The organism is Photorhabdus antumapuensis, from assembly GCF_020387775.1.
GTDB classification, from domain to species: Bacteria; Pseudomonadota; Gammaproteobacteria; order Enterobacterales; family Enterobacteriaceae; genus Photorhabdus; species Photorhabdus antumapuensis.
On the sequence record NZ_JAHZMK010000027.1, the window covers coordinates 55,675 to 80,740 of the forward strand.

Annotated in this window: 22 protein-coding genes and 1 tRNA gene; 13 read left to right on the plus strand and 10 right to left on the minus strand. The window is 42.7% G+C overall.

Going from position 1 to position 25,066, the window contains the following annotated elements; translation table 11 throughout:
• Nucleotides 1–374 precede the first annotated feature (374 nt).
• The 6 genes from KZ793_RS12165 to KZ793_RS12190 are packed head-to-tail and all read left to right on the plus strand — an operon-like array spanning nucleotide 375 to nucleotide 6,995.
• On the plus strand, nucleotides 375–1,610 hold the full coding sequence (locus tag KZ793_RS12165; protein WP_225815587.1) for a multidrug effflux MFS transporter: 1,236 nt from the start codon (nucleotides 375–377) through the stop codon (nucleotides 1,608–1,610).
• Nucleotides 1,603–2,541 carry a beta/alpha barrel domain-containing protein gene (locus KZ793_RS12170; RefSeq protein WP_225815588.1) on the plus strand — a complete coding sequence of 313 codons (939 nt, stop codon included), beginning with the start codon at nucleotides 1,603–1,605 and terminating at the stop codon, nucleotides 2,539–2,541. The genes KZ793_RS12165 and KZ793_RS12170 overlap by 8 nt, the downstream gene beginning before the upstream one ends.
• Nucleotides 2,538–3,278: a hypothetical protein gene (locus tag KZ793_RS12175; RefSeq protein WP_225815589.1), complete on the plus strand. Its 741-nt coding sequence runs from the start codon at nucleotides 2,538–2,540 to the stop codon at nucleotides 3,276–3,278. Before KZ793_RS12170 ends, KZ793_RS12175 begins: the two co-directional genes overlap by 4 nt.
• The gene (locus tag KZ793_RS12180) at nucleotides 3,275–5,440 is read left to right on the plus strand and encodes an isocitrate/isopropylmalate dehydrogenase family protein (protein ID WP_225815590.1); all 2,166 of its coding nucleotides are present in this window, start codon (nucleotides 3,275–3,277) and stop codon (nucleotides 5,438–5,440) included. The genes KZ793_RS12175 and KZ793_RS12180 overlap by 4 nt, the downstream gene beginning before the upstream one ends.
• Nucleotides 5,440–6,117, plus strand: a complete 678-nt coding sequence (locus KZ793_RS12185; RefSeq protein WP_225815591.1) for an RraA family protein — start codon at nucleotides 5,440–5,442, stop codon at nucleotides 6,115–6,117. Before KZ793_RS12180 ends, KZ793_RS12185 begins: the two co-directional genes overlap by 1 nt.
• Complete coding sequence (locus KZ793_RS12190) at nucleotides 6,114–6,995, plus strand: DUF6282 family protein (protein ID WP_225815592.1); 882 nt, start codon at nucleotides 6,114–6,116, stop codon at nucleotides 6,993–6,995. Before KZ793_RS12185 ends, KZ793_RS12190 begins: the two co-directional genes overlap by 4 nt.
• 658 nt (nucleotides 6,996–7,653) lie before the next feature.
• On the opposite strand, the gene KZ793_RS12195 is transcribed toward KZ793_RS12190, so the two are convergent.
• The 5 genes from KZ793_RS12195 to aspA all read right to left on the minus strand — a co-directional run bounded on the left by KZ793_RS12195 (nucleotide 7,654) and on the right by aspA (nucleotide 13,225).
• Nucleotides 7,654–7,729 (minus strand) — tRNA-Phe (locus KZ793_RS12195).
• A 128-nt stretch (nucleotides 7,730–7,857) separates the two neighbouring features.
• Nucleotides 7,858–8,430: a division control transcriptional repressor DicD gene (dicD, locus tag KZ793_RS12200; RefSeq protein WP_225815593.1), complete on the minus strand. Its 573-nt coding sequence runs from the start codon at nucleotides 8,428–8,430 to the stop codon at nucleotides 7,858–7,860.
• Nucleotides 8,431–8,446: 16 nt separating this feature from the next.
• Complete coding sequence (locus KZ793_RS12205) at nucleotides 8,447–10,174, minus strand: protein-disulfide reductase DsbD (RefSeq protein WP_225815594.1); 1,728 nt, start codon at nucleotides 10,172–10,174, stop codon at nucleotides 8,447–8,449.
• Nucleotides 10,175–10,358: 184 nt separating this feature from the next.
• The gene (locus KZ793_RS12210; RefSeq protein WP_118985649.1) at nucleotides 10,359–11,660 is read right to left on the minus strand and encodes an anaerobic C4-dicarboxylate transporter; all 1,302 of its coding nucleotides are present in this window, start codon (nucleotides 11,658–11,660) and stop codon (nucleotides 10,359–10,361) included.
• A gap of 140 nt (nucleotides 11,661–11,800) precedes the next feature.
• Complete coding sequence (gene aspA, locus KZ793_RS12215) at nucleotides 11,801–13,225, minus strand: aspartate ammonia-lyase (protein ID WP_225815595.1); 1,425 nt, start codon at nucleotides 13,223–13,225, stop codon at nucleotides 11,801–11,803.
• A 377-nt stretch (nucleotides 13,226–13,602) separates the two neighbouring features.
• Between aspA and KZ793_RS12220 the strand changes: the two genes are divergently transcribed.
• From KZ793_RS12220 to KZ793_RS12240, 5 genes are all read left to right on the plus strand, one after another.
• A complete protein-coding gene (locus KZ793_RS12220) occupies nucleotides 13,603–14,091 on the plus strand; it encodes an FxsA family protein (protein WP_118985647.1) in 489 nt (162 codons plus the stop codon).
• 197 nt (nucleotides 14,092–14,288) lie between these two features.
• Nucleotides 14,289–14,582, plus strand: coding sequence for a co-chaperone GroES (locus tag KZ793_RS12225; RefSeq protein WP_036809429.1), 294 nt, complete (start codon nucleotides 14,289–14,291; stop codon nucleotides 14,580–14,582).
• Nucleotides 14,583–14,631: 49 nt separating this feature from the next.
• On the plus strand, nucleotides 14,632–16,278 hold the full coding sequence (groL, locus tag KZ793_RS12230; protein ID WP_225815596.1) for a chaperonin GroEL: 1,647 nt from the start codon (nucleotides 14,632–14,634) through the stop codon (nucleotides 16,276–16,278).
• Nucleotides 16,279–16,969: 691 nt separating this feature from the next.
• Entirely contained in the window at nucleotides 16,970–17,851 is an 882-nt protein-coding gene (locus KZ793_RS12235) for a LysR family transcriptional regulator (protein WP_225815597.1), read from the plus strand.
• An 850-nt stretch (nucleotides 17,852–18,701) separates the two neighbouring features.
• Nucleotides 18,702–19,043: a DUF4156 domain-containing protein gene (locus tag KZ793_RS12240; RefSeq protein ID WP_225815598.1), complete on the plus strand. Its 342-nt coding sequence runs from the start codon at nucleotides 18,702–18,704 to the stop codon at nucleotides 19,041–19,043.
• Nucleotides 19,044–19,105: 62 nt separating this feature from the next.
• Here the strand turns inward: KZ793_RS12240 and epmB are convergent, their stop codons facing one another.
• On the minus strand, nucleotides 19,106–20,134 hold the full coding sequence (gene epmB / locus KZ793_RS12245; protein ID WP_225815599.1) for an EF-P beta-lysylation protein EpmB: 1,029 nt from the start codon (nucleotides 20,132–20,134) through the stop codon (nucleotides 19,106–19,108).
• 39 nt (nucleotides 20,135–20,173) lie between these two features.
• Between epmB and efp the strand changes: the two genes are divergently transcribed.
• Nucleotides 20,174–20,740: an elongation factor P gene (gene efp, locus KZ793_RS12250; RefSeq protein WP_118985642.1), complete on the plus strand. Its 567-nt coding sequence runs from the start codon at nucleotides 20,174–20,176 to the stop codon at nucleotides 20,738–20,740.
• Between the two features lie 198 nt (nucleotides 20,741–20,938).
• Complete coding sequence (gene sugE, locus KZ793_RS12255) at nucleotides 20,939–21,253, plus strand: quaternary ammonium compound efflux SMR transporter SugE (protein WP_225815600.1); 315 nt, start codon at nucleotides 20,939–20,941, stop codon at nucleotides 21,251–21,253.
• Nucleotides 21,254–21,498: 245 nt separating this feature from the next.
• Here sugE and frdD read toward each other — a convergent pair whose 3' ends face one another.
• The 4 genes from frdD to frdA are packed head-to-tail and all read right to left on the minus strand — an operon-like array spanning nucleotide 21,499 to nucleotide 24,797.
• Nucleotides 21,499–21,852, minus strand: coding sequence for a fumarate reductase subunit FrdD (gene frdD / locus KZ793_RS12260; protein WP_225815601.1), 354 nt, complete (start codon nucleotides 21,850–21,852; stop codon nucleotides 21,499–21,501).
• A 16-nt stretch (nucleotides 21,853–21,868) separates the two neighbouring features.
• Nucleotides 21,869–22,261: a fumarate reductase subunit FrdC gene (frdC, locus tag KZ793_RS12265; protein WP_225815602.1), complete on the minus strand. Its 393-nt coding sequence runs from the start codon at nucleotides 22,259–22,261 to the stop codon at nucleotides 21,869–21,871.
• 12 nt (nucleotides 22,262–22,273) lie between these two features.
• On the minus strand, nucleotides 22,274–23,008 hold the full coding sequence (locus KZ793_RS12270; protein WP_225815603.1) for a succinate dehydrogenase/fumarate reductase iron-sulfur subunit: 735 nt from the start codon (nucleotides 23,006–23,008) through the stop codon (nucleotides 22,274–22,276).
• Nucleotides 23,001–24,797, minus strand: a complete 1,797-nt coding sequence (gene frdA / locus KZ793_RS12275; RefSeq protein WP_225815604.1) for a fumarate reductase (quinol) flavoprotein subunit — start codon at nucleotides 24,795–24,797, stop codon at nucleotides 23,001–23,003. The genes KZ793_RS12270 and frdA overlap by 8 nt, the downstream gene beginning before the upstream one ends.
• Nucleotides 24,798–25,066 lie beyond the last annotated feature (269 nt).

Below are 25,066 nucleotides of genomic sequence, written 5' to 3' on the forward strand. Positions count from 1 at the left end.
AGAGTAAAAAATTCTTCATTCAAAGAATGAATGGGATTCGATTTTTATGTTGTTATGAAGTGCTCTTAATTCTTGCAGCACAAGGTGATGTGCAAAGTGATTTATTGTTTTTTACATACAAGGTATTAATTGTTTATCAAACTGAGCTGAATTTTATTATCTAAAAATAGGTGGGTGTTTTTCTTTGAGTTAAATATGATCTGGTGCTTTAATAACTACGCCAATGTGAAATTAAAATTGTTTTAATGTTATTGATTTATTCATTAAATGAGTGATTGTGTCCATTTAATGTAAATTTAACTGGTGCGTGGTTTTATATTTTATACGGAATTTATTCTGGGATAATGTTTATTATATTGATTGGTTAATGGTCCATGAGCAATAAATCTTCATCTTTATTATTTATCGTTTTAATGGCTTTTCTTTCTATGGGAGGGCTGGTTTCATCGGATATATTTCTACCCGCCTTGAGTAAAATGGGAAACTATTATCACGTTAGCGAATCTAGTATACAAAGTGCAATAGCTATATTTCTATTTGGTATAGCTTTTTCTCAACTTATTTATGGGCCATTAAGTGATTGTTTAGGAAGAAAAACGGTTCTTATTTCTGGAATGATTATATGGCTGATTTCGACAGTCGGTATTTTTTACAGTACGCATATTAATGAGTTGCTATTATTGCGTTTATTCCAGGGAGTCGGAGCTTGTGCTGGTATTACATTAAGTCGTGCCATTATTAACGATTTGATGGGGAAGGAAGAAGCAGCCAATTTGTATCTGATTATTTTCCCTTTTGTGGGAATGTCACCCGCTATCGCACCAATGATCGGCGGTGTGTTAAGTGAATATTATGGCTGGAAAGCCTGTTTTTTATTTCTTACTTTATTTATAACAGTCACGCTTATGTTGTGTTTGCTAGTTCTGAAAGAATCACTACCAATAAAAAAACGCCAAAAATTGAGTGTTAAAAATGTATTAGTCAGTACTTACCAGGTGATAATAAATAAAGAGTTTCTTTACTATGCAGCAATACCTTGCTTCGCTTATACGGCATATTTTTCTTATTTGATTGAATCTCCATTTATTCTTACAGCTATGGGATTACCAGAAAAATATGTTGGCTACACCTATATAATGCTCTCTTTGAGTTATGTGTTGGGTAATCTTACTGCTAAAAAATTAAGTCGCCAGCAGGGCATTAGAAAGACGATTTCTCATGGCTATCTCATCTTTGCTGTTGGAGGTATTGCTTTCACGATACAAATGTTTTTCAGTTCCTACCCATTGATAACTTCTGTACTAACAATATCAGTATTGACTTTCGGTAATGGTTTTTTGCTGCCACTAGGTACTGTATCGGCAATTGCCACTCATTCTCAAGCGGCCGGGACAGCTTCCGGCGTAATGGGAACATTGCAATTAGGTAGTGCAGGACTGGCATCATTGCTTATTGGTTATATATCTCACCATGAACCTATTAAAGTGGCATCTATCATCACAGTTGTTTCCTTGGTCGGTAGCATTATTTATATAACTGGTAATAGAGGCAATAAAGAAATAAGTAAAAAACAAACAATAGAAACTAAAATAGGAATGAAAAATGGTTAATAATATAGATGTCACATTACGTGATGGTGGATACCTGAATAATTTTAATTTTACAACAGAATACGCTATAAAGCATGTTGAAGCGTTGAATAAAAGTGGCGTGGAATGGTTTGAAATCGGTTATCGCAATGGTTCTTTCAAACCTATCTCTAATATTGGCCTAACAGGTATGTCGCCGGATAGTTATATCCGAGATATTCATCAATCGGTACCTGAGGCAAAATTGGTCGTCATTGCCCATCCTCACAATATCAATGCTGATGATATCTATGCAATGAAGACGAATGGCGTTAGCTTGCTTAGGTTATGTATTAAAGCTGATAACCCGCAGCCATGCTTAGAGTTGTGCGAGATTGCTCGATCTACTGGAATGGCTGTGGGTATTAATTTTACACGAGTGAGTCAGCTCTCTATCAGTAAAATTATTGAAGTTGCCAAACAGTGTGAACAAGCTGGTGCTAATATTATTTACCTGGCGGATTCAAATGGTAGTTTGTTCCCTGAACAGGTAGCGCAGATGTTTTATAAGTTAAAGTCTGCCACGCAATTGCAATTGGGATTCCATCCTCATGATAATCTGGGTCTTGCCACAGCGAACAGTATTGAAGCTATGAGAGCTGGAGCCAATTTTATTGATAGTTCTCTATCAGGGATGGGAAAAGGCGCCGGAAATCTCAATTTGGAAAGCTGGCTATCATTTCTCAATCTGAGCCAAAATAGTAAACAATATGACCTTGAACGAGTATTTAATCAACTCAATGAACTGCAATCCCATCATTTTTTTGCCGCCTCCAGGCGCGATCTTATCGATATAATGATGGGCATGTACAACTTGAGTGTGGAAAATAAAACAGCTCTCGAAGAAGGGTTACGAAATGGTATTAATTATGCGTTTCAGGTTGTTAAATCTTTGCGAGGAGCAACGGCATGACACGGCATAATAATGCCGGATGTTTCAGTCTCGAAGCGGTAATTCTTGCACCTGTAATGCCGCTTTGGGATCATGGCGATTTTTGCACTCCATTGCGCATATTATTACAGAAAGTGGGATATCAGGTGTCTATTATTGATACATTATCCTTAATTAATTCATCTGATCCCGACCACGCTATTAATATTATCGAATCTGAACTCAATCAACGTTTTTGCCAGCCTTATTTGCTTATCGGTTTTGCGATGTCAGGTACTCTGGTGCAATTGCTTGCGTCGCGCTTGAAAAATCTCACGGGAGTAATCTCAGTGAGTGGTCCTGGATATGCTGATTCGTTGCTGACCAATAGGCTGGAACAATTAATAGCATTACTGAATAGAAATCAGCTAGATGAAGCGATTTCTGTGTTACATGACTTTGTTATTCCTGAAGGTGGGACTCTACTTCCTAAGATGCCTGCGGTACCTGACCATTTAAGAAATACGGCTCGGGAACGCATGATAGTGGGATTTTCACTGTTGCTACAACTGGATGCCAGAACAATATTGTGCAATTACAAAGGAAAATTTCTGAGCATAGTTGGCGGATGTTCGCAATTAGCCACAGAATGTAATCAGGTGGTCAATACTAATTCTACGCACTGTTTTGTTGTCGTGGATGGAGCAGGAATGCGGCCCTGGGAAGATAAGCCGTCATTTATTAACAATGTAATTAACGATTGGCTCAAAATCTTATGAATAAAAAAATTCTTGTATTGCCCGGGGATGGTATTGGTCAGGAAGTATGCGCTGCTGCCCTTCCGGTTTTTCAGGCCCTAAATCTTCCTGTGACATTGGAAATTGGGGATATTGGTTGGACTTGTTGGGAAAGAGAAGGTAACCCAGTACCTGCCAGTACTTGGGAAAAAATAGCTTCAGTAGATGCGGTGTTACTCGGCGCTATTACTAGTAAAGGTAAAGAAGAAGCACAACAAGCGTTGCCGCCGCATTTGCGTGAGAAAACGAGAAATTATGTGTCACCCGTTATCCAATTACGCCAGCGTTTGGGATTATATGCAAATATCCGACCAGTACGTTATGTAGAAGGGGACCGTAAACCATTTCGCTGTTGTGTTATCAGGGAAAACACCGAAGGACTATATGCAGGGTTCGATTTTAAAGGAATTCCCGTGACTGCAACGACTTGGTTACAGCACCCAAATATAGATAAATATGGTCCTGAAGAAGCTGCATGGACAGTCCGTTTACAAACCCGTTTTGGTTTAGAACGTTTGTTTATCACTGCATTTGAATATGCAAAGGAAAATAACTACTCCCGTGTAACCTTTGCGGATAAACCAAATGTAATGCGGGAAAGTGGGCACTTTGCAAAAGGTATTTTCGATATCGTTGCGGCACGTTACCCTAAAATAAAAGCAGATATCCACAATGTGGATGCAGTGGCTTTATGGATGGTAAAAAAACCGCATGAATTTGGTGTCATTGTCGCTGAGAATATGTTCGGTGATATCTTGTCTGATTTGGCAGCGGGCGTAATGGGAGGGCTTGGTTTAGCGCCTAGCGCTAATATTGGTAGTGATATTGCATACTTTGAACCTGTACACGGTAGTGCGCCTGGTATGGCAGGTAAAAATAAAGCCAATCCGGCAGCGATGTTTTACACAATCGCATTACTACTGGAACATCTTGGCTTTGCTGATGCAGCACAGCAAATTAACGGTGCAGTAGATAATGTGATACGTGCAGGACGAACTGTTACTTATGATCTGGGGGGGGGCGCAACAACCCAACAAATGGCGCAGGCTATTATTAGTACTCTAAGTAAAAAATACACTAACTATTCTGCATCGGTTATTACTGTTGGTGATGAACTCCTGAGTGGTAAATATCCTAATACTAATCTTCAGGATATTAGTGAATATCTCACGGAGCAGGGATATAAGGTGAAGCAACATCAGGTTTGTGCTGATGATATTAACCAGATTGCTACCGCAGTGGTTCGCAGGCTGGGGCAGGATACTCTCATTGTTGTGTGTGGCGGTCTTGGCCCGACACCGGATGATAAAACCCGTGAGGCGATAGCAAAAGCGGCAGGAAGCCCTCTGGAAATACGTGATAACGTCTGGGTGGAAATACAGCAACAATTGGAAAAACTGGGAGTATATTGTGATCCCTCGAATCGATTCCAAGCCATGTTTCCGTCCGGAGCAAAGGTTATTCCCAATGTTACAGGTACAGCACCTGGTTTCAGCCTTAATGTTGATGGTAGCAAAATAGTTGTGTTGCCAGGGCCTCCGTCTCAAATGCGGTTAATGTTGTCAGAGGAACATTCTATCCCTCCAGTAGCTGGCATGAGAGAGCTAAACTACCATTGGACACTCATCGGCGTTAGCGAAAGTCAAGTAGGTATGATGGTGAACGCATTCTTTGATGGTGTTGAGTGTGATATTCACTATCTGTGGAAAGCGCCTTATGTAGTAGTACAAGTTATTACTCCTGCTGATTCCCCTCTTTCCGTACAGCAATTGGTTAACTTTGGCGCCATGTTTGAAAACAAATTGGTTAGTGATTGCCAGATGACTGCTATGGAAAAACTCAGTGAACAATACCGTATTAACTGGTTCACAGATGATGATGAATTAAATACATATCTACACACAACATATGCAGTAAATAATCCTTCAAAATCTCTTTCGGTGAATATTACAGCGTTTCCTTCTATAAGTTCATTTTTGTCTGGTGAAGAAATGCTTGGGCAGATGACCCTGACGACCATAGATGATAAAGGACGACAATATTCGGTGGATTTTCCATGTAATAAATTGCTACTGCAACAATCTATACCAGAGTATGCCGCCTGGAGTGTCCTGCGCGCACGTGCATCCAAAGAGGAAATGTAATGCAAACTATACAAATTGATCAAATCAAAAAGCGTTTAATGGAGCTTGATAGTGCGGCCATATCGGATGCAATGGATAGTTTGCATATTCCTGCTGGACTGGCTGGAATTGTGCCACGTAGTAATGTCGGGATTAAAATGGCCGGACCCGCTTTTACTGTGCGCTATGAACCTATCATTCCGGAACAGGGCAAGTTTCTTAATGCTGGAAACTACATTGATGAAGTACCTGCTGGATATGTAATAGTAGTTGATAACCAAGGGCGTACGGATTGTACCAGTTGGGGGAATATCTTAACTTTTAAGGCTGTACAAAAAGGAATCGCAGGTTCTGTGATTTATGGGTCAGCCAGAGACTTGTCTGAGGTTCGCAGATTGGAATATCCCTTATTCACGACAGGGGTTTATATGGTATCCGGAAAGAATCGTGCCAAGGTTGCTGCAAAACAATGCACTCTGGATATTGGCGGTGTAGCGATATCCCCAGGAGATTGGATTTTTGCTGATGATAATGGTGCGCTAGTCATCCCGCAGCAGCATTTGCTTACCGTTATTGAGCGTGCGGAAAATGTTGATAGAACTGAACAAGCTATTATTGAGGCTATAACTAATGGAGAAGATCTGGTTAACGCCCGCGAAAAACTAGGATATGCCGTACCTTGGAAAGCTGTGCAATGAGTCAGATGTTTATAGAATACTGGAAGAAAAAACTTCGTTTTTTGGATGTACATTATCATGCCCGCCCCGATAGTTACATTCGGCGGTACAATGTACTTGAAGCTGGAAGGGAATACGCCCGCCATGGTGGTGGAGTTGTACTTAAAAACCATCTGGGGAGTGTTACTGCTTTGTCGTCACTGGCTCAGGAGGCAGGGCTTCCGGTTTTTGGTTCGGTAGTATTGAATGCAACCGCTGGAGGGCTGGCAATTAAATCTGTTGTCCAGTCACTGAGTCAGTACCAGTTCTGTAAAGCTCCGCGGCTGCTGGTTCATCTGCCGACTATTGTCCCGACAAGCCATAAAAGTGTAATGAAACGTGCTTGGGCAAATACTTTCGCGCAAACTTTCGCACAGCAACCTTTGTCTGTTGTCGATAGCAATGGGCGGTTGCATAACGAGATCCATGAGTTAATTAGTTTTGCACAGCAGCATAATGTTGTGTTGTCATCCGGCCATGCTTCACGTAATGAAGTTATGCAACTTATTGATGCGATTACCACTGCGGGTGGTTGTAGGTTCATGCTGAACCAACCTGCCAGTCCTATGACAGGATTAAAAGCGAAAGATCTTAAGGAGTTGGGTGAACATGATTGGCTTTATGTGGAGCAAACGGCGTTAACTGTTTATCTTGGTTATCAGACAACTGAGGATTTTTTTGAAGTGTTATCGGAGGTGAATAATGTTGTCTATAGCTCCGATCTTGGACAGCCGGTTCAGCCAGATGTTGAGCAATGGTTGAGTGATAGTGAACGCTGGTTTAAAACTGCTGGCCTTGGTGAAGAACACATCCGAGATATCTCTTTACTGAATCCACTGCGGATGTTGGCTCCGGATTAGATGTTAGATTCATCGACTGAGAAGACGATAATTATCCGTTGTTGGTTGAATATGGAAAGTTGCAACAAGGATCTATGAAACTAGCCGAAATTATTTGGTTACAACACCACTAGAACATGACCATGCTCGCACTTTCAAAAATGATATAGCAATATCCAAATCATTTGTGAAGTTGACGGGTAATGGTCTTGATTTTGTTACAAGAAAAATAAATGCAGGCTCTGTGTGTGAGAACCCTCTGGTACAAGTTATAGATTATAGAGTGATGTGTATTAGTCGCGACTAGATCTGGCATAGCGCTTGAAAGGTTGAGAGTTACTGGTTTTGATATCGGTGTTGAATCTTTATGCAAAACACAAGAGGTCACTCTCATGATCCATGCTAACAACCCTATCATTAAACACAAAGCCGGTTTGTTGAACCCAACGTCGTGTTAATTTATTGATTTATTTTGGATGGCTTGACAGTTGCAATAGGACTTGTAAGTATTGCGTTCTAACAAAAAAAGGACATCTGATTTCTCAGATATCCTAATCTTAGAACCTTTATACTTATATCTAAGTAGCGCAAAGCTGATCAATCTACAATTATGCACTTTTAGGTTCCGGTATCGAACGCTCGTTGAGTTTTCTCATCTCTCAACCAACGCGTTTTGAATTGGTGCCCGGAGGCGGAATCGAACCACCGACACGAGGATTTTCAATCCTCTGCTCTACCGACTGAGCTATCCGGGCAACGGGGCGAATTAAACCGTATTCAGCCTAAGTCGTCAATGCCTTTCTGATAAAAAATGATAAAAGCGGATTGTTTGCTTTCTTTTTGCCCAGGATTTGTGTGGTTGTTCATCTTAGGCTGATTTTTGTTAACTTAACGCACCATTTTTGCGACATAAGGCAATAGCTAAAACATCTTCTGCCAGCAGTTTTGCCGTAGCGATATCATCAATATCCCGTTTAACTAGTAACTTACTCAGGCAACCTTCCAGAATCAGTTCCATCTGTTTGGCAACGAGTTCGCAATCTTCAATATCTAATTGATGTAATAGTTCGGTAGTGTAGCGGGAAGAGTTCTGTTTTTGTAATTCAGCTAATTGATGAATAGGGTGGTCAGGTTCAGGGAATTCGCTACAGGCCGCGATAAACAGGCAGCCTGGGTAGCGTTTCTCTTTTACTTTTTCATCAAGGGCTGCATAACGAGCCAGTAGCTTCTGTTCTGGTGTCAGATTTTCATCCAGTAATATTTGTCGTTGCCAGACTTCAATCTGTTGGCCGTGATAACGTAGACAGTCATAAAGCAGAGCTTCCCGATCGGGCCAGAACTGCTTGAGATATTCGATATCCATGTTAAGCGAGCCAAAAAGTATCTCAGTTGTGATGGATAAGCCATGTTGCTCCAGTAAGTTTAAGGCATGGCTAAGAACTTGTTCTCGTTGCACGGTGCTCTCCTTCAGATCATTTTGGTAGATGCTGCAAATGCTCGTTAAAACGGGTTGCATTCATAAAACCATTTACCCGTGAATCGGGGATCTCTTTTCCTTGAGAATCGAAAAACAGAATAGTCGGTAATCCCCGAACGCTAAGTTTTTCTAAAAGCTGTTTCTGTTGCGGGCTGTTGTTCGTGACATTGGCCTGTAACAGTAAGGTATCACCCAGTTGTGACTGGACTTGTGGATCGCTGAAAGTATATTTTTCAAATTCTTTACAAGCAGTACACCAGTCAGCATAGAAATCAAGCATAACGGTTTTATGGCTGTTTTGTGTCATTATCTGTTCTAATTCCTGCCAGTTATTTATCTGGCGGAAGTTGAGACTATGTTGCGATTGTTGTGTGACCGTTGTACCCCAAAACCAATCTTGCAATGGACGGGTAGCTATCAGCATCAGAATTAATAATATCAGTTGTATGATTCGTACCCAACCGTTTTGGCTTCTAATCGTCAGAGCAAATCCCCATCCCAGGAAGCTGACCGCCAGCAGGCTCCATAATCGTATTCCCCATGTATCACCGATAACCCTTTCCAGCAGGAAAACGGGTAGCGCAAGAATAATGAAGCCAAAAGCTTCTTTAACATACTGCATCCAAGGCCCACTGCGTGGTAGGAGTTTGTGACCAAATAGGGTGACGGCAATGAGCGGTAATCCCATTCCCAAAGCGTAAAGATAAAGGGTTAGGCCACCTGCCACGGTATTACCACTTTGAGCAATGTAGAGTAGAATTGCACTTAAAGGTGCGGTAGTACAAGGCGAGCAAATTAATCCTGCTAACGCACCCATAGCGAATACACCGAGAAGTGAACCGCTTTTTTGCTGGTTGCTCCAGTTGACTAAACGCGTCTGAACAGCGGAAGGCAATTGCAGAGAATAGAGGCCGAACATCGACAGAGCCAGCAGAATAAACAAGACTGATAAGCCAATCAGCACATATGGATGTTGTAGTGCGGCCTGAAATTGTAGACCCGCCGCTGCGACAATCAATCCAAGTAGCGTATAGGTGATTGCCATGCCTTGAATATAGCTTAGCGCTAACCAAAATATCTGTTTTAGGCTTTTAGGACGTTGGCTGCCAAGAATAATGCTGGAAATTAATGGATACATCGGTAATACACAAGGTGTAAAGGCGATACCGATGCCAATCAAAATTGCCCAGAGTGGTGAGAAAGGTAAATGGTGTTGGTCATTCGATGCACTTTCTGGCGTTTTCTGAACAGGTTCAGCAGGTGTAGCGTCAGTTGTTTTTGATGGAATAACTGCACTCAATGGAACAAGGCGGGTTTCAGGTGGATAGCAATATCCTGCGGCGGCACAGCCTTGATAAGTGACAACGATATTAGAATTATTGTTCGCCTCTGTAACAGGAACATTGACGATGAGTTGCTGGAAATAAACTTCAGTTTCACCAAAGAACTCATCTTGATGAGCTGTACCTTGTGGCAACGTGATTTTACCCAGTGTGGCCTGTTGTGGCTCAATATGAAGTTGTTTGCGATAAAGGTAATAACCCGGTTTGATCTGCCAGTCTAACGTCAATTTGTCGCCTGTTTGCTGAAAATCAAACATGAATGCCTGATCTACTGGCAAATATGGATTTTGCCCCGGTTGTTCAAACAGGGCGTTCGCTGCCATTGGGCTAAAGAGAGTGCTGCAAAGCAGCAAAAATAGCATCAGAGTACGTTTAATCATAAAGATAATGATCGCTAATCGAATGAAACAGATTCAGCACTATAACCGAAGGCAGCCAGACCAGAAAGTGCTCTGGTCAAGATTAAAACAGTTATCGAAGGTTTTCAGAGAAAATATATCGTTTAGGAGAGAGTATGCAGGGGCGGTATACGCCCCTATATTAAGCGGTTATTGGCAGGCAGAATTAGAGGATCATATTGCCGAATAGGAAGCCGAAGGCAACAGCTAGAGCAACCCCAATGGTGCCAGGGATAAAGAATGGATGATTAAATACGAAACGGCCGATACGGGTCGTGCCGGTGTCATCCATCTGAACTGCGGCAACCAAGGTTGGATAAGTAGGCAGAATAAACAACCCAGAAACTGCGGAGAAAGAAGCAATGGCGGTCAATGGTGTGACGTTCAGAGCCAAAGCCATCGGCATCAATGCTTTTGCGGTGGCCGCCTGAGAATAGAGTAGGGCGGAACAGAAGAAGAAAATAATCGCTAGCAACCAGGGTTGAGAGTGGATTAAGTCTCCAGCGGTGCCTTTAATCCAATCCATGTTCGCCTGTACAAAAGTATCTCCTAGCCATGCAACACCTAGAATACAGATACATGCGCTCATACCTGCTTTAAAGGTACTGGAGTTCAGAATGGCGTCAGTATCAACTGAACAGAACGTAGTCGTGATAGTTGCGACACTCAACATAATGATCAGAATGGCGTGAGTGGTGTTCATCAGGGGTTCTTCAACCAGACCGATGCTTGGGCTGTTGACGATAGCATAAATAACAACACTGATAACACCTGACAGGAATAACAGAACGGAAGCTTTAGCCTTTGGTTTAACTTCAATTTGTTTACTGCCCCGCAGAGTTACCAGGTTGTCTTCCAAGCGCTTTAAGTAAACGGGGTCATCAGACAACTTGGAATTAAACGTCCAGGAGATGATGAAAGACATCAGAACGATAGCGGCGAAAGTGGATGGTAATAGCACCATTAACAGATGGATATAGCTAACGCCGTGGCCTTCCATCAGAGAAGACATATAAACGACCGCCGCGGAAATTGGTGAGGCGGTGATGCCAATTTGGGCCGCTACAACCGCAGTGGAAAGTGGACGGCATGGCTTAATGCCTTGCTCTTTCGCAACTTCAGTAATAACAGGCAGTGCTGAGAGAGAGATGTTACCTGTACCTGCAAACAGTGTCAGGAAATAGGTAACGATAGGTGCGAGTATCGTGATGTATTTTGGATTTTTACGCAGCAGTTTTTCAGTTTGCTGAACCAGATAATCCAGACCACCGGCAACCTGCATTGCAGAGATAGCGGCAATAACTGCCATAATGATGGAAATAACATCGAATGGGATATGCCCTGGTTTAACGCCAATTACAGCCAGCACCAGAACGCCAAGACCACCGGCAAATCCAATGCCAATTCCCCCTAATCTTGCACCCAGGAAGATGGCCAGCAGAACGATAATCAATTCTACGGCTAACATAATAGTGACTCCTTGAAATAATTAAAAATTTGAAAATTTTAGGTTAATACTTTGTGCATGTAGGGAAGTAAAAAGGCACGCTATCCAGTTGGAGTTGCGTGCCTTGTTGCTAAGAGCTATTTTTTATTATATTCAACAACTTAATCGTCAAAACGTTTTGCCTTATAAGATGGGCATTTTAGGTTCTCTACAGAGAAGATGTCATCCAATTGAGTTTCGGTCAGTAGGCCGCGTTCCAGCACGACTTCACGGACACTCTTACCAGTTTCAGCACAAATCTTACCAACGATGTCACCATTGTGGTGACCGATGAATGGGTTCAGATATGTCACGATACCGATCGAGTTGAATACGAAGCTTTCGCAAACTTCTTTGTTAGCCGTGATGCCATTAACGCATTTTTCTACCAGGTTGCGGCAAGCGTTGCTTAGCAGGGAGATAGATTCAAACATAGCCTGACCGATAGCAGGTTCCATTACATTGAGCTGTAACTGGCCTGCTTCGGATGCCATAGTAACACAAATATCGTTACCAATAACTTTGAAGCAAACCTGATTCACAACTTCTGGAATAACCGGGTTCACTTTTGCTGGCATAATAGAAGAGCCTGCCTGTAATTCTGGTAGGTTGATTTCATTCAGGCCAGCACGAGGGCCAGAAGAAAGCAAACGCAGGTCATTGCAGATTTTAGACAGTTTGACAGCCAGGCGCTTCAGAGCACCGTGGACCATAACATAAGCTCCACAGTCAGAGGTTGCTTCAATTAGATCTTCGGCTGGTATGCAAGGAAGACCTGAAACTTCAGCCAGTTTTTCAACCGCCAATTTCTGATAACCTGGCGCGGTATTCAAGCCGGTACCGATAGCAGTAGCACCAAGGTTAACTTCCAGCAGTAATTCAGAGGTTCGGTTTAGGTTTTTAACTTCTTCTTTCAGCAGGATCGAGAATGCGTTGAATTCTTGCCCCAGTGTCATAGGAACAGCATCCTGTAATTGGGTACGACCCATTTTTAGGATGTCGTTAAATTCTTTAGCTTTTTTATCAAAGCCCGCAATTAACAGTTCAATAGATTCGATCAGTTTTAGGATGGCGTTATAAACTGCGATACGGAAGCCGGTTGGGTAGGCGTCGTTAGTTGACTGGCTTTTATTCAGATGGTCATTGGGATTCAGGTACTCATATTCGCCTTTTTTATGGCCTAACAGTTCCAGACCAATGTTTGCCAGAACCTCGTTGGTATTCATGTTGAGTGAAGTACCGGCACCGCCCTGAAACACATCGACTGGAAACTGATCCATGCATTTGCCGGTATAGAGCACTTCGTCACATGCTTTGATGATGATATCTGCAATTTTTTTAGGAATAGTTTGCAGTTCTTTGTTAGCTAGGGCTGCGGCTTTTTTTACCATCACCATGCCACGGATAAATTCGGGTACATCATTAATGGTGTTGTTACTGATATGGAAGTTTTCAATCGCACGTAAGGTGTGAATACCATAATAGGCTTCAGCAGGGACTTCTCGTTTACCTAACAGGTCTTCTTCGATACGAATGTTGTTTGACATGAGAACCTTCTTATTAGATGACGTTTTTACTGTCTAATTATGCATTTATTAAATCATTATGTTGCCAACAGCAATAGTTATGATATGAACTCTTCATCACCAGATTGCCCGCGTGATCATATGCTGGTTAGCAATAAATGCATTGAATCTGGATCACTTTATAGTGGTATTTGTTTAGTCTGATTTGATATATGTGATGTTTATCACAATTACGAATCTAATCGGTAAAATTTTCAGAAGATTGAAAACGATAACTGTGACCCCAATTATGTCTTTAATAAACTAAAAAAATGTTAATTTGGTTGTCCCTTGGATTTTGTTGATATGATTTATTCAGGATACAACCTGTTCATCCAAATCAATTGAAGGAGCACCAAGTGCGTTGGTTGCCATTTATCCTGATATTTTTGCTTGTCTATATCGAGTCAACCTTATTTGTGCGTGTTGCCTCTGAACTAGGTGTACTGTTAACCCTGTTACTGGTGCTGTTTACTTCTTGTTTCGGTATCTCTTTGGTACGCAGTCAGGGCATAAAGAATTTTATCCAGATCCAGCAGAGGCTGGTTAATGGAGAGAGCCCGGCAGCAGAAATGATAAAAAGCGTTTCCCTTTTACTGGCGGGTTTCTTGTTGCTTCTTCCCGGTTTTTTTACGGATTTCCTTGGATTGCTGTTGTTACTGCCACCGGTTCAAAAAAAATTAGTGATGAAACTGATGCCACATATCAATTTCTATCGTCCTCATAATAGCGGTGGATTTAGACGGGATAGTAATACTTTTGAGGGGGAATATGAGCGTAAGCAGGATGATCCCTCCCGAACATTGAAAGATCATAAACCCGATGATGACGAGCATAAGCCTCATTGATAAGCAGTCATTTTCTGAATGCTCGGTTTAATCATCGGTTTTTTTCCGTGGGCAAGAAAAAAGTAAAATATTTTTTTGCCTGCCCTTGAAGTACCATAAATAAGTCCCCATTTGATTTATTATGATACTAGTTTAATGAAAGCATACTGGTATCAATCCTCTTACCTGATATGGACTTTCTTATAGGAGAGTTATCAATGAATATTCGTCCATTGCATGATCGTGTAATCGTCAAGCGTAAAGAAGTTGAATCAAAATCTGCTGGCGGTATTGTGCTGACTGGCACTGCTGCGGGTAAATCCACTCGTGGTGAAGTTCTGGCTGTGGGCAATGGCCGCATCCTTGAAAATGGTGATGTAAAAGCACTGTGTGTGAAAGTTGGAGATATCGTTATTTTTAACGATGGTTACGGTGTTAAGTCAGAGAAGATCGACAACGAAGAAGTGTTGATCATGTCTGAAAGCGACATTCTAGCAATTGTTGAAGCGTAATTGTTGCGCTTAGATCTTCTTAACTGAACGAATTTAAAGGAAAGAAACAATGGCAGCTAAAGACGTAAAATTTGGTAGCGACGCTCGCGTTAAGATGCTACGTGGTGTGAATATTCTTGCTGATGCAGTAAAAGTAACCCTGGGCCCTAAAGGCCGTAACGTTGTGCTGGATAAATCTTTCGGTGCTCCTGCAATCACTAAAGACGGTGTTTCCGTCGCTCGTGAAATTGAACTGGAAGACAAGTTCGAAAACATGGGTGCTCAGATGGTGAAAGAAGTTGCCTCTAAAGCGAATGATGCTGCGGGCGACGGTACAACGACTGCAACTGTATTGGCTCAGTCTATTGTTACTGAAGGTCTGAAAGCCGTAGCCGCTGGCATGAACCCAATGGATCTGAAACGCGGTATTGATAAAGCCGTAGTTGCAGCAGTTGCAGAGCTGAAAAAGTTGTCCGTACCTTGCTCAGATTCCACCTTTATTGCTCAGGTAGGTACTATCTCCGCGAATTCCGACAAAACTGTGGGTGAATTGATCGCAAAAGCGATGGATAAAGTTGGTAAAGAAGGTGTAATCACCGTTGAAGAAGGTACCGGCCTGGAAGACGAGTTGGATATTGTTGAAGGTATGCAGTTTGACCGTGGTTACCTCTCTCCTTATTTCATCAACAAACCAGAAAACGGTTCTGTTGAATTAGAAAACCCATATATTCTTCTGGTAGATAAAAAAATCTCCAACATCCGTGAACTGTTGCCAGTTCTGGAAGGTGTAGCTAAGGCAAGCAAGCCTTTGCTGATTGTTGCTGAAGATGTTGAAGGTGAAGCACTGGCTACTCTGGTTGTTAACACCATGCGTGGCATTGTCAAAGTTGCTGCGGTTAAAGCGCCTGGCTTCGGTGACCGCCGTAAAGCTATGCTGCAAGATATCGCTGTCTTGACTAACGGTAATGTTATTTCTGAAGAGATCGGCCTGGAGTTGGAAAAAGCAACTCTGGAAGATCTGGGTCAAGCAAAACGTATTGTTATCAACAAAGATACCACAACTATCATTGATGGTGTTGGTGAAGAAGGTGCAATTGCAGGTCGTGTTGCTCAGATCAATCAACAGATCAAAGAGTCCACTTCTGATTATGACCGTGAAAAACTGCAAGAGCGCGTAGCTAAACTGGCTGGTGGTGTTGCTGTTATCAAAGTTGGTGCTGCAACAGAAGTTGAGATGAAAGAAAAACGTGCTCGCGTTGACGATGCTCTGCATGCAACTCGCGCAGCAGTAGAAGAAGGCGTGGTAGCGGGTGGTGGTGTTGCACTGGTTCGCGTTGCAGCTGCTATTGCTGATCTGAAAGGCGATAACGAAGATCAAAACGTAGGTATCCGTGTTGCAATGCGCGCGATGGAAGCTCCTCTACGTCAGATCGTTGACAACTCAGGTGAAGAGCCATCTGTTATTGCAAACAACGTGAAAGCAGGTGAAGGCAACTACGGTTATAACGCAACGACTGAACAGTATGGCGATATGATCGCAATGGGTATTTTGGATCCAACCAAAGTGACCCGTTCTGCACTGCAATTTGCAGCATCTATTGCTGGTTTGATGATCACCACTGAATGTATGATCACTGATCTGCCTAAAGATGATAAAGCTGATTTAGGTGCAGCAGGTGGTATGGGTGGCATGGGCGGTATGGGCGGCATGATGTAATAGTCGCGTAGGTTGCTAGCCGAGCGGGTTACACGTCCATATTGGTCACTAACTAATGTCGTAGTGAACAGTTCCATCCCGCTAAAAATAGCATTTAAGAAAATCCGATATTCGGGCTGAGGTCAGCCTGGATATCGGTCTCCGTATGGGCTCTGATTTCAGAGAGGGATGAAAGCCCGTATTCCCGTAATATATGAAAAATACACGTTGAAGCGATGTTGTTCCCTATGATGTTGTTCCCTATGATGTTGCTCCCAATATTGTGATGAATTGGTACCGTGTCTATCGAGTGATAAGTCCACTAGGATAGCTGAACTGCTTTCCCGTCAGCTTTGTTTTTGCTGACGTTCCGATAAACGACACAAGAGGCCGCTCTTGTTATAACGTTCTCTTTCCCTGCTTCCCTCTGTAATACCGCTGTATTCGTGATTAAAGTTTGTACAACACTGTTTATGTTCTTGCTCCTGCACCATGTGAAGCAGCGGCTTTACAAAGTGATTGTCCTCTTCATTAGCTTAAAAAACGATTCAAGGTGTTAAGTAATAAAAACGATTGAACATAGAAAATTCCTAAGAAAAAAATATCTCCTTAAGTTTAGAAAAAATGAGCTTATTAGACTAGAATTCATTTATTCATAGTACTTTGGAAAAAAATTCAAATATCTATGCACAAATTTAATCGATCCACGGAAATGGCTGTATTCGTTCAGGTAATTGAGTCGGAAGGTCTCTCTGCTGCCGCTCGTAAGCTCGACATGACGCCATCAGCAGTCAGTAAGCTTATCAATCGACTGGAGATGCGACTTGGTGTACGGTTGTTGAATAGAACGACACGTAAACTTCAGTTAACGGCTGAGGGTTCTGTTTTCTATGAACGTAGTGTCAGAATTTTGGAGGACATCATAGCCGCAGAACAAGAAGCAAATCAGGGAACCGCGCTACGTGGACGGATACGTGTGAATTGTCATGTTGCGTTTGGAAAACATTGCTTGATGCCTTTACTCCCGGATTTCCTGCAACGCTACCCAGAGATCACACTCGACATCTCATTATGTGATTTGATAGTGGATTTACTTGATGATCGTAGCGATGTGGCGATTCGTACCGGTCCTATGGACGATTCGTGTCTCATGGTACGCAAGTTGGGGGCAAGTCGAATGGTTGTGGTAGGATCGCCTTCATACCTTGAAAGGATGGGGATACCCTCTATGCCTAGCGACCTAGGGCGCTACAATCGACTTGGTTTTGGTTTTACCCGTCATATGAAAGTTTGGCCTTTCATCGATTCGGAAGAGTGGGGGCAACAATTGCCTTCAGGGAACTTGCTACTTGGTGATGGAGAAACCATGCGTAAAGCCGCAATAGCAGGACTTGGCTTAGCACGATTGGCTCGTTTCCATGTCAATGCTGATATTCAGGCCGGTTTGTTGTTACCTCTCCTTGAGAACTATAATCCTGGCGATAAGGAAGAAATATATGCAGTTTTTGTCGGCCAAGGTAGGCAACTCCCATCACGGGTACGGGTATTCCTAGATTATCTGACAGAGCGTATCCACATTGGTGATGGATGGTGATAGTTCGGAAAATATGATGCCACGAGAATGTTTGATGGCGCATTATCGTGGTGTCAATGGAGGTATTTCTATCCAAATGAGGCATAGTTTCTTGAATCCATGTTAAAAAAATATCATTATTTACACATAATAAGATTCACATGAAATTCATATAAGTATAATCTCTTAACCCTATTAATATGTGGAGTTTTTATGGGATATAACGTCAGATAATTGCTCAATAAAAAATTGTCGTGAGATATTATCAACTCAAAACTGTTGTCAGAGGTTTTAATAGTATTTTTAGCGAGGTAGGTTAAGTTTAATATCATGTACAACATGGGAATTGAATTTACCCGATAGAAAAAACATAAATATGCCAACGGGAAATTTAATATTGCGGATAAATTTTTTTTAAATTACAGGTGATAGGTTTTGCGCTTATATACCTAATAGATTTCGAGTTGCAGCGCGGCGGCAAGTGAACGAATCCCCAGGAGCATAGACAAACTATGTGACTGGGGTGAGTGAAAGCAGCCAACAAAGCAGCAGCTTGAAAGATGAAGGGTATAGTATTGTTAGTGTTCTATCTGGTCGTCAATATAATGGATAAAAGGCTTTTTGGATAGATAATTTATGTATTGATTAATGAGTTATGTTTTTTGAAGATAAAGTATTTATCAAACTTATTCATGTTATTTATTCGATCATTTTTATCTATTTTCTTACTGTATTCACCTTTGTATAAAATATTTTTGACCTAAACACTTTACTGAAGGATGACTTTATAAATTATTTTTTGCGATATTGGTGTACAACAAGGTATATTGATGATTAATTGTCGAATTTCCAACAATGAGTGAGGAAAAACATGGGAATTAAAGTTTTGTTCAGTGCTTCAGTATTGTTACTATTGGCAGGATGTACAACCACTAACCAATTAACTTCTGGTGGTTCACAGGTTCGATTTGTTGATACTAAGCCAGGCAGCGAGTGTCAGTTATTAGGTGAAGTAACAGGTACTCAAAGCAATTGGATGACTGGTGTCAGTAATGAAAGCAGCTCAATGCGTGGGGCAGCCAATGATTTACGCAATAAAGCCGCAGTCATGGGGGGAAATGTGATTTATGGCGTCACCAGTCCGAGTGAAAGTCTGTTATCGAGCTTTGCTCCATTGGACAGTAAGATGATTGGTCAGGTCTATAAATGCTAGTAATAGCATTCAGAATTTGAATGGTATGCCCGGCTGAAAAGTATCCGGGCATGAATTTTTTGTTAGTTTTGTCTTAATCCCAAATCAAGAGGTGTCTTACTCGGCTCTCCGCCGATTTCCCTTGCCAGACGTGGTACTAAATAACCTGAAATTTTTGTCAGCAATTCCCGGATAAGCCCCTTGGCTTCTTCATCACTGACCATAAAGTGAGCGGCTCCTTGTACTTTATCCAGCACGTGAATGTAATAAGGTAGAATACCTGCATTAAACAGAGCATTGCTCAGATCAGCCAGAGTATCAGGATGATTATTGATACCGCGTAACAGCACACTTTGATTTAGTAACGTAATACCTGCTTGTTTCAGCAACATCATACTGTTCCGTAAGGATTGGTCGATCTCATTAGCGTGATTGATATGTGTCACCATGATCACCTGTAATCTCGATTGTGCCAGTCGATCGCAAAGCGTTGTTGTGATCCGGGTAGGAATAACCACAGGCAGACGAGTGTGAATGCGTAGTCGTTTGATATGGGAAATCTTTTCCAGATTGCTGATTAACCAGTCAAGTTCGTGATCTTTTGCCATTAAAGGATCGCCACCAGAGAAGATAATTTCATCAAGTTCAGGATGTTGCTGAATGTAATCTAATGCTTGTTGCCAATTGCGTTTATTACCTTTGTTATCTTCGTATGGGAAATGACGTCGGAAGCAATAACGGCAGTTAACCGCACATCCTCCTTTAACTAGCAACAGTGCGCGATTACGGTATTTATGTAATAGACCGGGAACAGCACTGCGCTGTTCATCTAGAGGGTCGGTAGAAAAACCCGGCGTAAGCGTGAATTCCTCTGGTGTCGTTATGACTTGAAGTAATAGCGGATCGTTAGGATCGTTTGACTGCATACGGGCAGCAAAAGCTCTAGGTACCCGTAATGGAAACAGGCGACGTGCGTCGCTACCTTTACTCAATGTCGGGTGTTTATCTAAAGATAATAATTGTAATAATTCATCAGGATCGGTAATAACATCTGTCAGTTGTTTCAACCAGTCTTCTCTGATGAGGATCTTTGGGGTTATAATATGCGCCATTTTTTGGCTAAGCCATTTTGTTTAAATTAGAGGGTCTCCATGGCTACTTATAGTACCAACGAATTCCGTTCAGGTCTTAAAATCATGTTAGATGGCGAGCCATGCTCTGTTATTGAGAGTGAATTTGTTAAGCCGGGCAAAGGCCAGGCGTTTGCCCGTACTCGTATTCGTAAGCTGATTTCTGGCAAACTACTAGAAAAAACGTTCAAGTCTACTGACTCTGTAGATGCCGCAGACGTAATGGATATGAACCTGACTTACCTGTATAACGATGGTGAGTTTTGGCACTTTATGAACAACGAAACCTTCGAACAGTTAGCAGCTGATGAAAAAGCAGTTGGCGATAATGCGAAATGGTTAGTGGAACAAGCTGAATGTATCCTGACGTTGTGGAATGGTCAGCCTATTTCTGTAACTCCACCAAACTTTGTTGAACTAGAAATCACTGATACTGATCCAGGTTTGAAAGGTGATACCGCAGGTACGGGTGGTAAACCAGCAACCTTGAGCACTGGTGCTGTAGTTAAAGTACCTCTGTTCGTTCAAATCGGTGAAGTGATTAAAGTGGATACCCGTTCTGGTGAATACGTTTCTCGCGTAAAATAATTACCGACTGTATTTGATAAAAGCCGCAGTTCTGGAAGCAGACTGTGGTTTTTCTTCTGAACACATAATGCTGTGTTATTGATACTGCAACTTTTCGCGATTATAATTTGCCTCTATTTCTTTCTAATGGTTATCCGGGACGACTTGGATATACTGCCGTTTTCTGGGGACGACCTCTCAATTATTAGGGGCTTTGATATGTCCTGGTTTATTCTTGTTATTGCTGGTTTATTCGAAGTCGTCTGGGCGATTGGCCTGAAATATACTCATGGTTTTACCCGGTTGATACCGAGCCTTATTACAGCTAGTGCTGTAGCGCTCAGTATGGGGTTGCTTGCTTATGCAATGAAAGGCTTACCAATAGGTACCGCTTATGCGGTGTGGACTGGAATAGGTGCAGTGGGTACTGCTATTTTTGGCATTATAGTGTTCGGTGAATCTGCGAGTTTTGCCAGGATTCTAAGTTTTGCTCTGATTATCGCCGGTATTATCGGGCTGAAATTGTCCAGTTGATATTGAACCGCACTCCAAAGGTTTTATACCCTTCATCTTTCAAGCTGCTGCTTTGTTGGCTGCGCTCACTCACCCCGGTCACATAGTTCGCTATGCTCCCGGGGATTCGCTCCCTTGCTGTCGCGATGCATCTTGAAATCCATAGGGTATACATTTTGGCAGTGCAGCTTCTACACGTTTCATGTATTTACGCACATAAATCTTTACGCTCAGAGTATTTATAACTTCGGCTCGTTGCTATTCGATTACAGAGTAAAAACGCCGATGATAGCGACAATACTCAGAATCGCTGCCAGGCCGTAGAAAATCCATTTACTCGCAGGGATATGAATTTTCAGGTCATGCATACCGTGGTGGATACGGTGTGAACCGCACCATAGCGGTAGAATAATCATGAGTAATAGGAACGCACGACCAATAAAGCTCTGACAGAAAGCCAGAATTCGCTCGTAACTTAACGCTTCCGGTGCTACTCCCAATGGTAAAAGGATGGCTACCAGTAAAATAATGGCTGGAGCCACAATTGCGCCCCACATACCACCGGCACCAAATAATCCCCAAAAAATCGGTTCATCGGAACGTTTAGGTATTTGATTCATTAGATCCTCCTTGAAGTTAAAGTAAGGCTATACCTAAGATAATCGTGGTGACGATAATAGTGACGGCCCATAGCAGTTTGATTACTGGCTCAGGTCCCATCTTTTCGCCTTTTATCACTACGTTAGCTGCCTTCGGCGCTAGCTCAAACCAGGTTTTAGTATGCAGCAGAGCACCTAGCAGAGTGATGATATTAATCAGCAGGATGACGGGATTTTGTAGGAACGTGACAAATTCATCCCAGCTTTGGGCGCCACCTTTTAGAGCGAATAGACCGTATATCAGCAAGATACTGAACCACATAGTCGTAGCTGCGGTACTTTCGCGCAGAATATAGAAGCGGTAAAAGCCCAGTTTCTGCCACCAGTTGGGAGCCATGCTGCGGATATAAGGTTTGCGTTTAGTCGTCATTACTTTCTCCCCTTATTGTGGTTTTAGCATGGCGATCATGAAGTCTTTCGCGCTTTCGATCTTGCCTTGTTGGATAGACGCTGCTGGATCGACATGTTTCGGACAGACCTCAGAACAGTAACCAACGAATGTACAGCTCCATACCCCATTCTGGCTATTAAGTTGGGGCATACGCTTCTTCTTACCGTGGTCGCGGTTATCGAGGTTGTAACGGTGAGCCAGCGTGATCGCCGCCGGGCCGATAAATTCAGGGTTCAGACCAAACTGAGGGCAAGCGGCATAACATAAGCCACAGTTAATACAGCCGGAAAATTGATGATATTTTGCCATCTGTGCTGGAGTTTGAATATTTGGGCCTTCAGAAGGTCTACGGTCATTCCCGATGATGTATGGTTTGATAGCTTCCAGGTTTTCAATGAAGTGGGTCATATCTACTACCAGGTCACGTTCAATAGGGAAGTTAGCCAGCGCTTCAACTTTCATTCCTTGAGGATAATCACGCAGGAAGGTTTTACAAGCCAGTTTCGGCACACGGTTAACCATCATGCCGCAAGAGCCACAGATAGCCATACGGCAAGACCAGCGGTAAGAGAGGTCGGGAGCGAGATTGTCTTTAATGTAGCCTAGGGCATCAAGTAGAGAAGTCTGCTCATCATAAGGAATCTCATAGGTTGTAAAATGGGGTTTATGGTCACTTTCCGGGTTATAGCGCATGACCTCCATTCTCAAGGTGTTCATATCAACCATTCTCCTGCTCCTTATATTTTTTCTCTTGTGCTACAGCTTCACCGCCGTATACACGTTTTGCGGGTATGGATTTGGTGATTTTCACATCACTGTATTCTAGGTGAGGAACACTCTCAGGGTTATAGAAAGCAAGCGTATGTTTTAGGAAATTTTCATCGTCACGTTCGGTACACCCTTGATCCAGACGTTGATGAGCGCCACGGGACTCTTTACGGTTTATTGCAGAGTGAATCATACATTCAGCCACATCTAGGCTAAAACCTAGCTCAATGGTGTACAGTAGATCTGTATTGAAGACATTGGTGTTATCAGTGATCTTCACTCGTTTGAAGCGATCTTTTAGTTCAGCAATCTTATCGATCGTTTTTAGCATGAGTTCAGGGGTGCGATAGATACCGCAGCCTTCTTCCATCGAGATGCCCATTTCATCACGGATCTTCGACCAATTTTCCGTCCCTTTCTGTTTCAGTAAGTTGTTCAAACGTGCGACTACATCATGTGCCTGGGCATCCAATGCGCGGTCATTAACGGGTTTGGTTTGTTGAACATGTTTTACTGCTTCTTCACCAGCCAGACGGCCAAAGACCACCAATTCAGCCAGAGAATTGGAACCAAGGCGGTTTGCACCATGCAGGCCAACAGAAGAACATTCACCAACAGCGAACAGCCCTTTAATCCGGGTTTCACATTTCTGGTCAGTTTCGATACCGCCCATAGTGTAATGTGCAGTAGGTCGGACCGGAATGGGCTCTTTTACGGGATCAACACCGGCATACGCTTTTGCCAGTTCACAGATGAAGGGTAGGCGTTCAAGTAATTTCTTCTGCCCCAAATGGCGTAGATCCAGATAAACCACATTGCCACGCGGAGTTGAAATAGTACGACCGGCACGCCATTCATGCCAAAAAGCCTGAGAAACTTTGTCACGGGGACCCAGTTCCATATATTTGTTTTCAGGTTTGCCTAATGGAGTCTCGGGGCCGAGGCCATAATCTTGTAAATAGCGGTAGCTATCTTTGTTGACCAGAATTCCGCCTTCACCACGACAACCTTCTGTCATTAGGATACCGGAACCTGGCAGGCCGGTTGGATGATACTGAACAAATTCCATATCACGTAGTGGTACGCCGTGACGGAATGCCATGCCCATACCATCACCGGTCACGATACCGCCGTTGGTATTGTAACGGTATACACGGCCTGCACCACCGGTTGCCATAATAACGGCATTAGCCCTGATCTGGATTTTGGTACCTTCCATCATATTTAGCGCAACCAAGCCGCGTGCTTGCCCTTCATCCACCAGAATATCGAGGACAAAATGCTCATCAAAGCGTTGAATTTGAGGATACTTAAGAGAGGTTTGGAAGAGCGTATGTAACATGTGGAAGCCAGTTTTATCCGCAGCGAACCAGGTACGCTCTATCTTCATACCACCAAAACGACGCACGTTGACGGAACCATCTTCTTTACGGCTCCACGGACAGCCCCACTGTTCTAGTTGGATCATTTCTGTCGGGCAATGTTCGACGAAATATTCAACAACATCTTGCTCGCATAACCAGTCACCACCGGATACCGTATCGTTGAAATGAAAGTCATAGGAGTCGTGAGCTTGGGTGACTGCGGCTGATCCACCTTCCGCTGCCACAGTGTGGCTACGCATTGGGTAAACTTTTGAGATCAGAGCAATCTTCATCTGAGGATTAGCCTCAGCGGCGGCAATTGCGGCACGTAAACCAGCGCCTCCGGCTCCGATAATAGCGAGATCGGCATTAAAGATTTGCACTGTGCTTCTCCATTTTTTAAGTGAAATTAATTAGTAAGCAAAATCGTCGTAACTTTCCTAAGGATTGTTGTTATTTTTCATATGCAAAATTCTGTAGGTAAAATCCGGTGCTTTAACGATCAAGGGAAGCTGTTTATTACTGTTTGTATTAAATTAAGTATAGCGGGTTCCTAGTGAGGTAAATTTGATATGAAAGGGTATTTTGTCGGATTTGCTCACTAAAACTTGATCTAAGACAGGAATTAGTGACTTTATTTATCATTGACCGA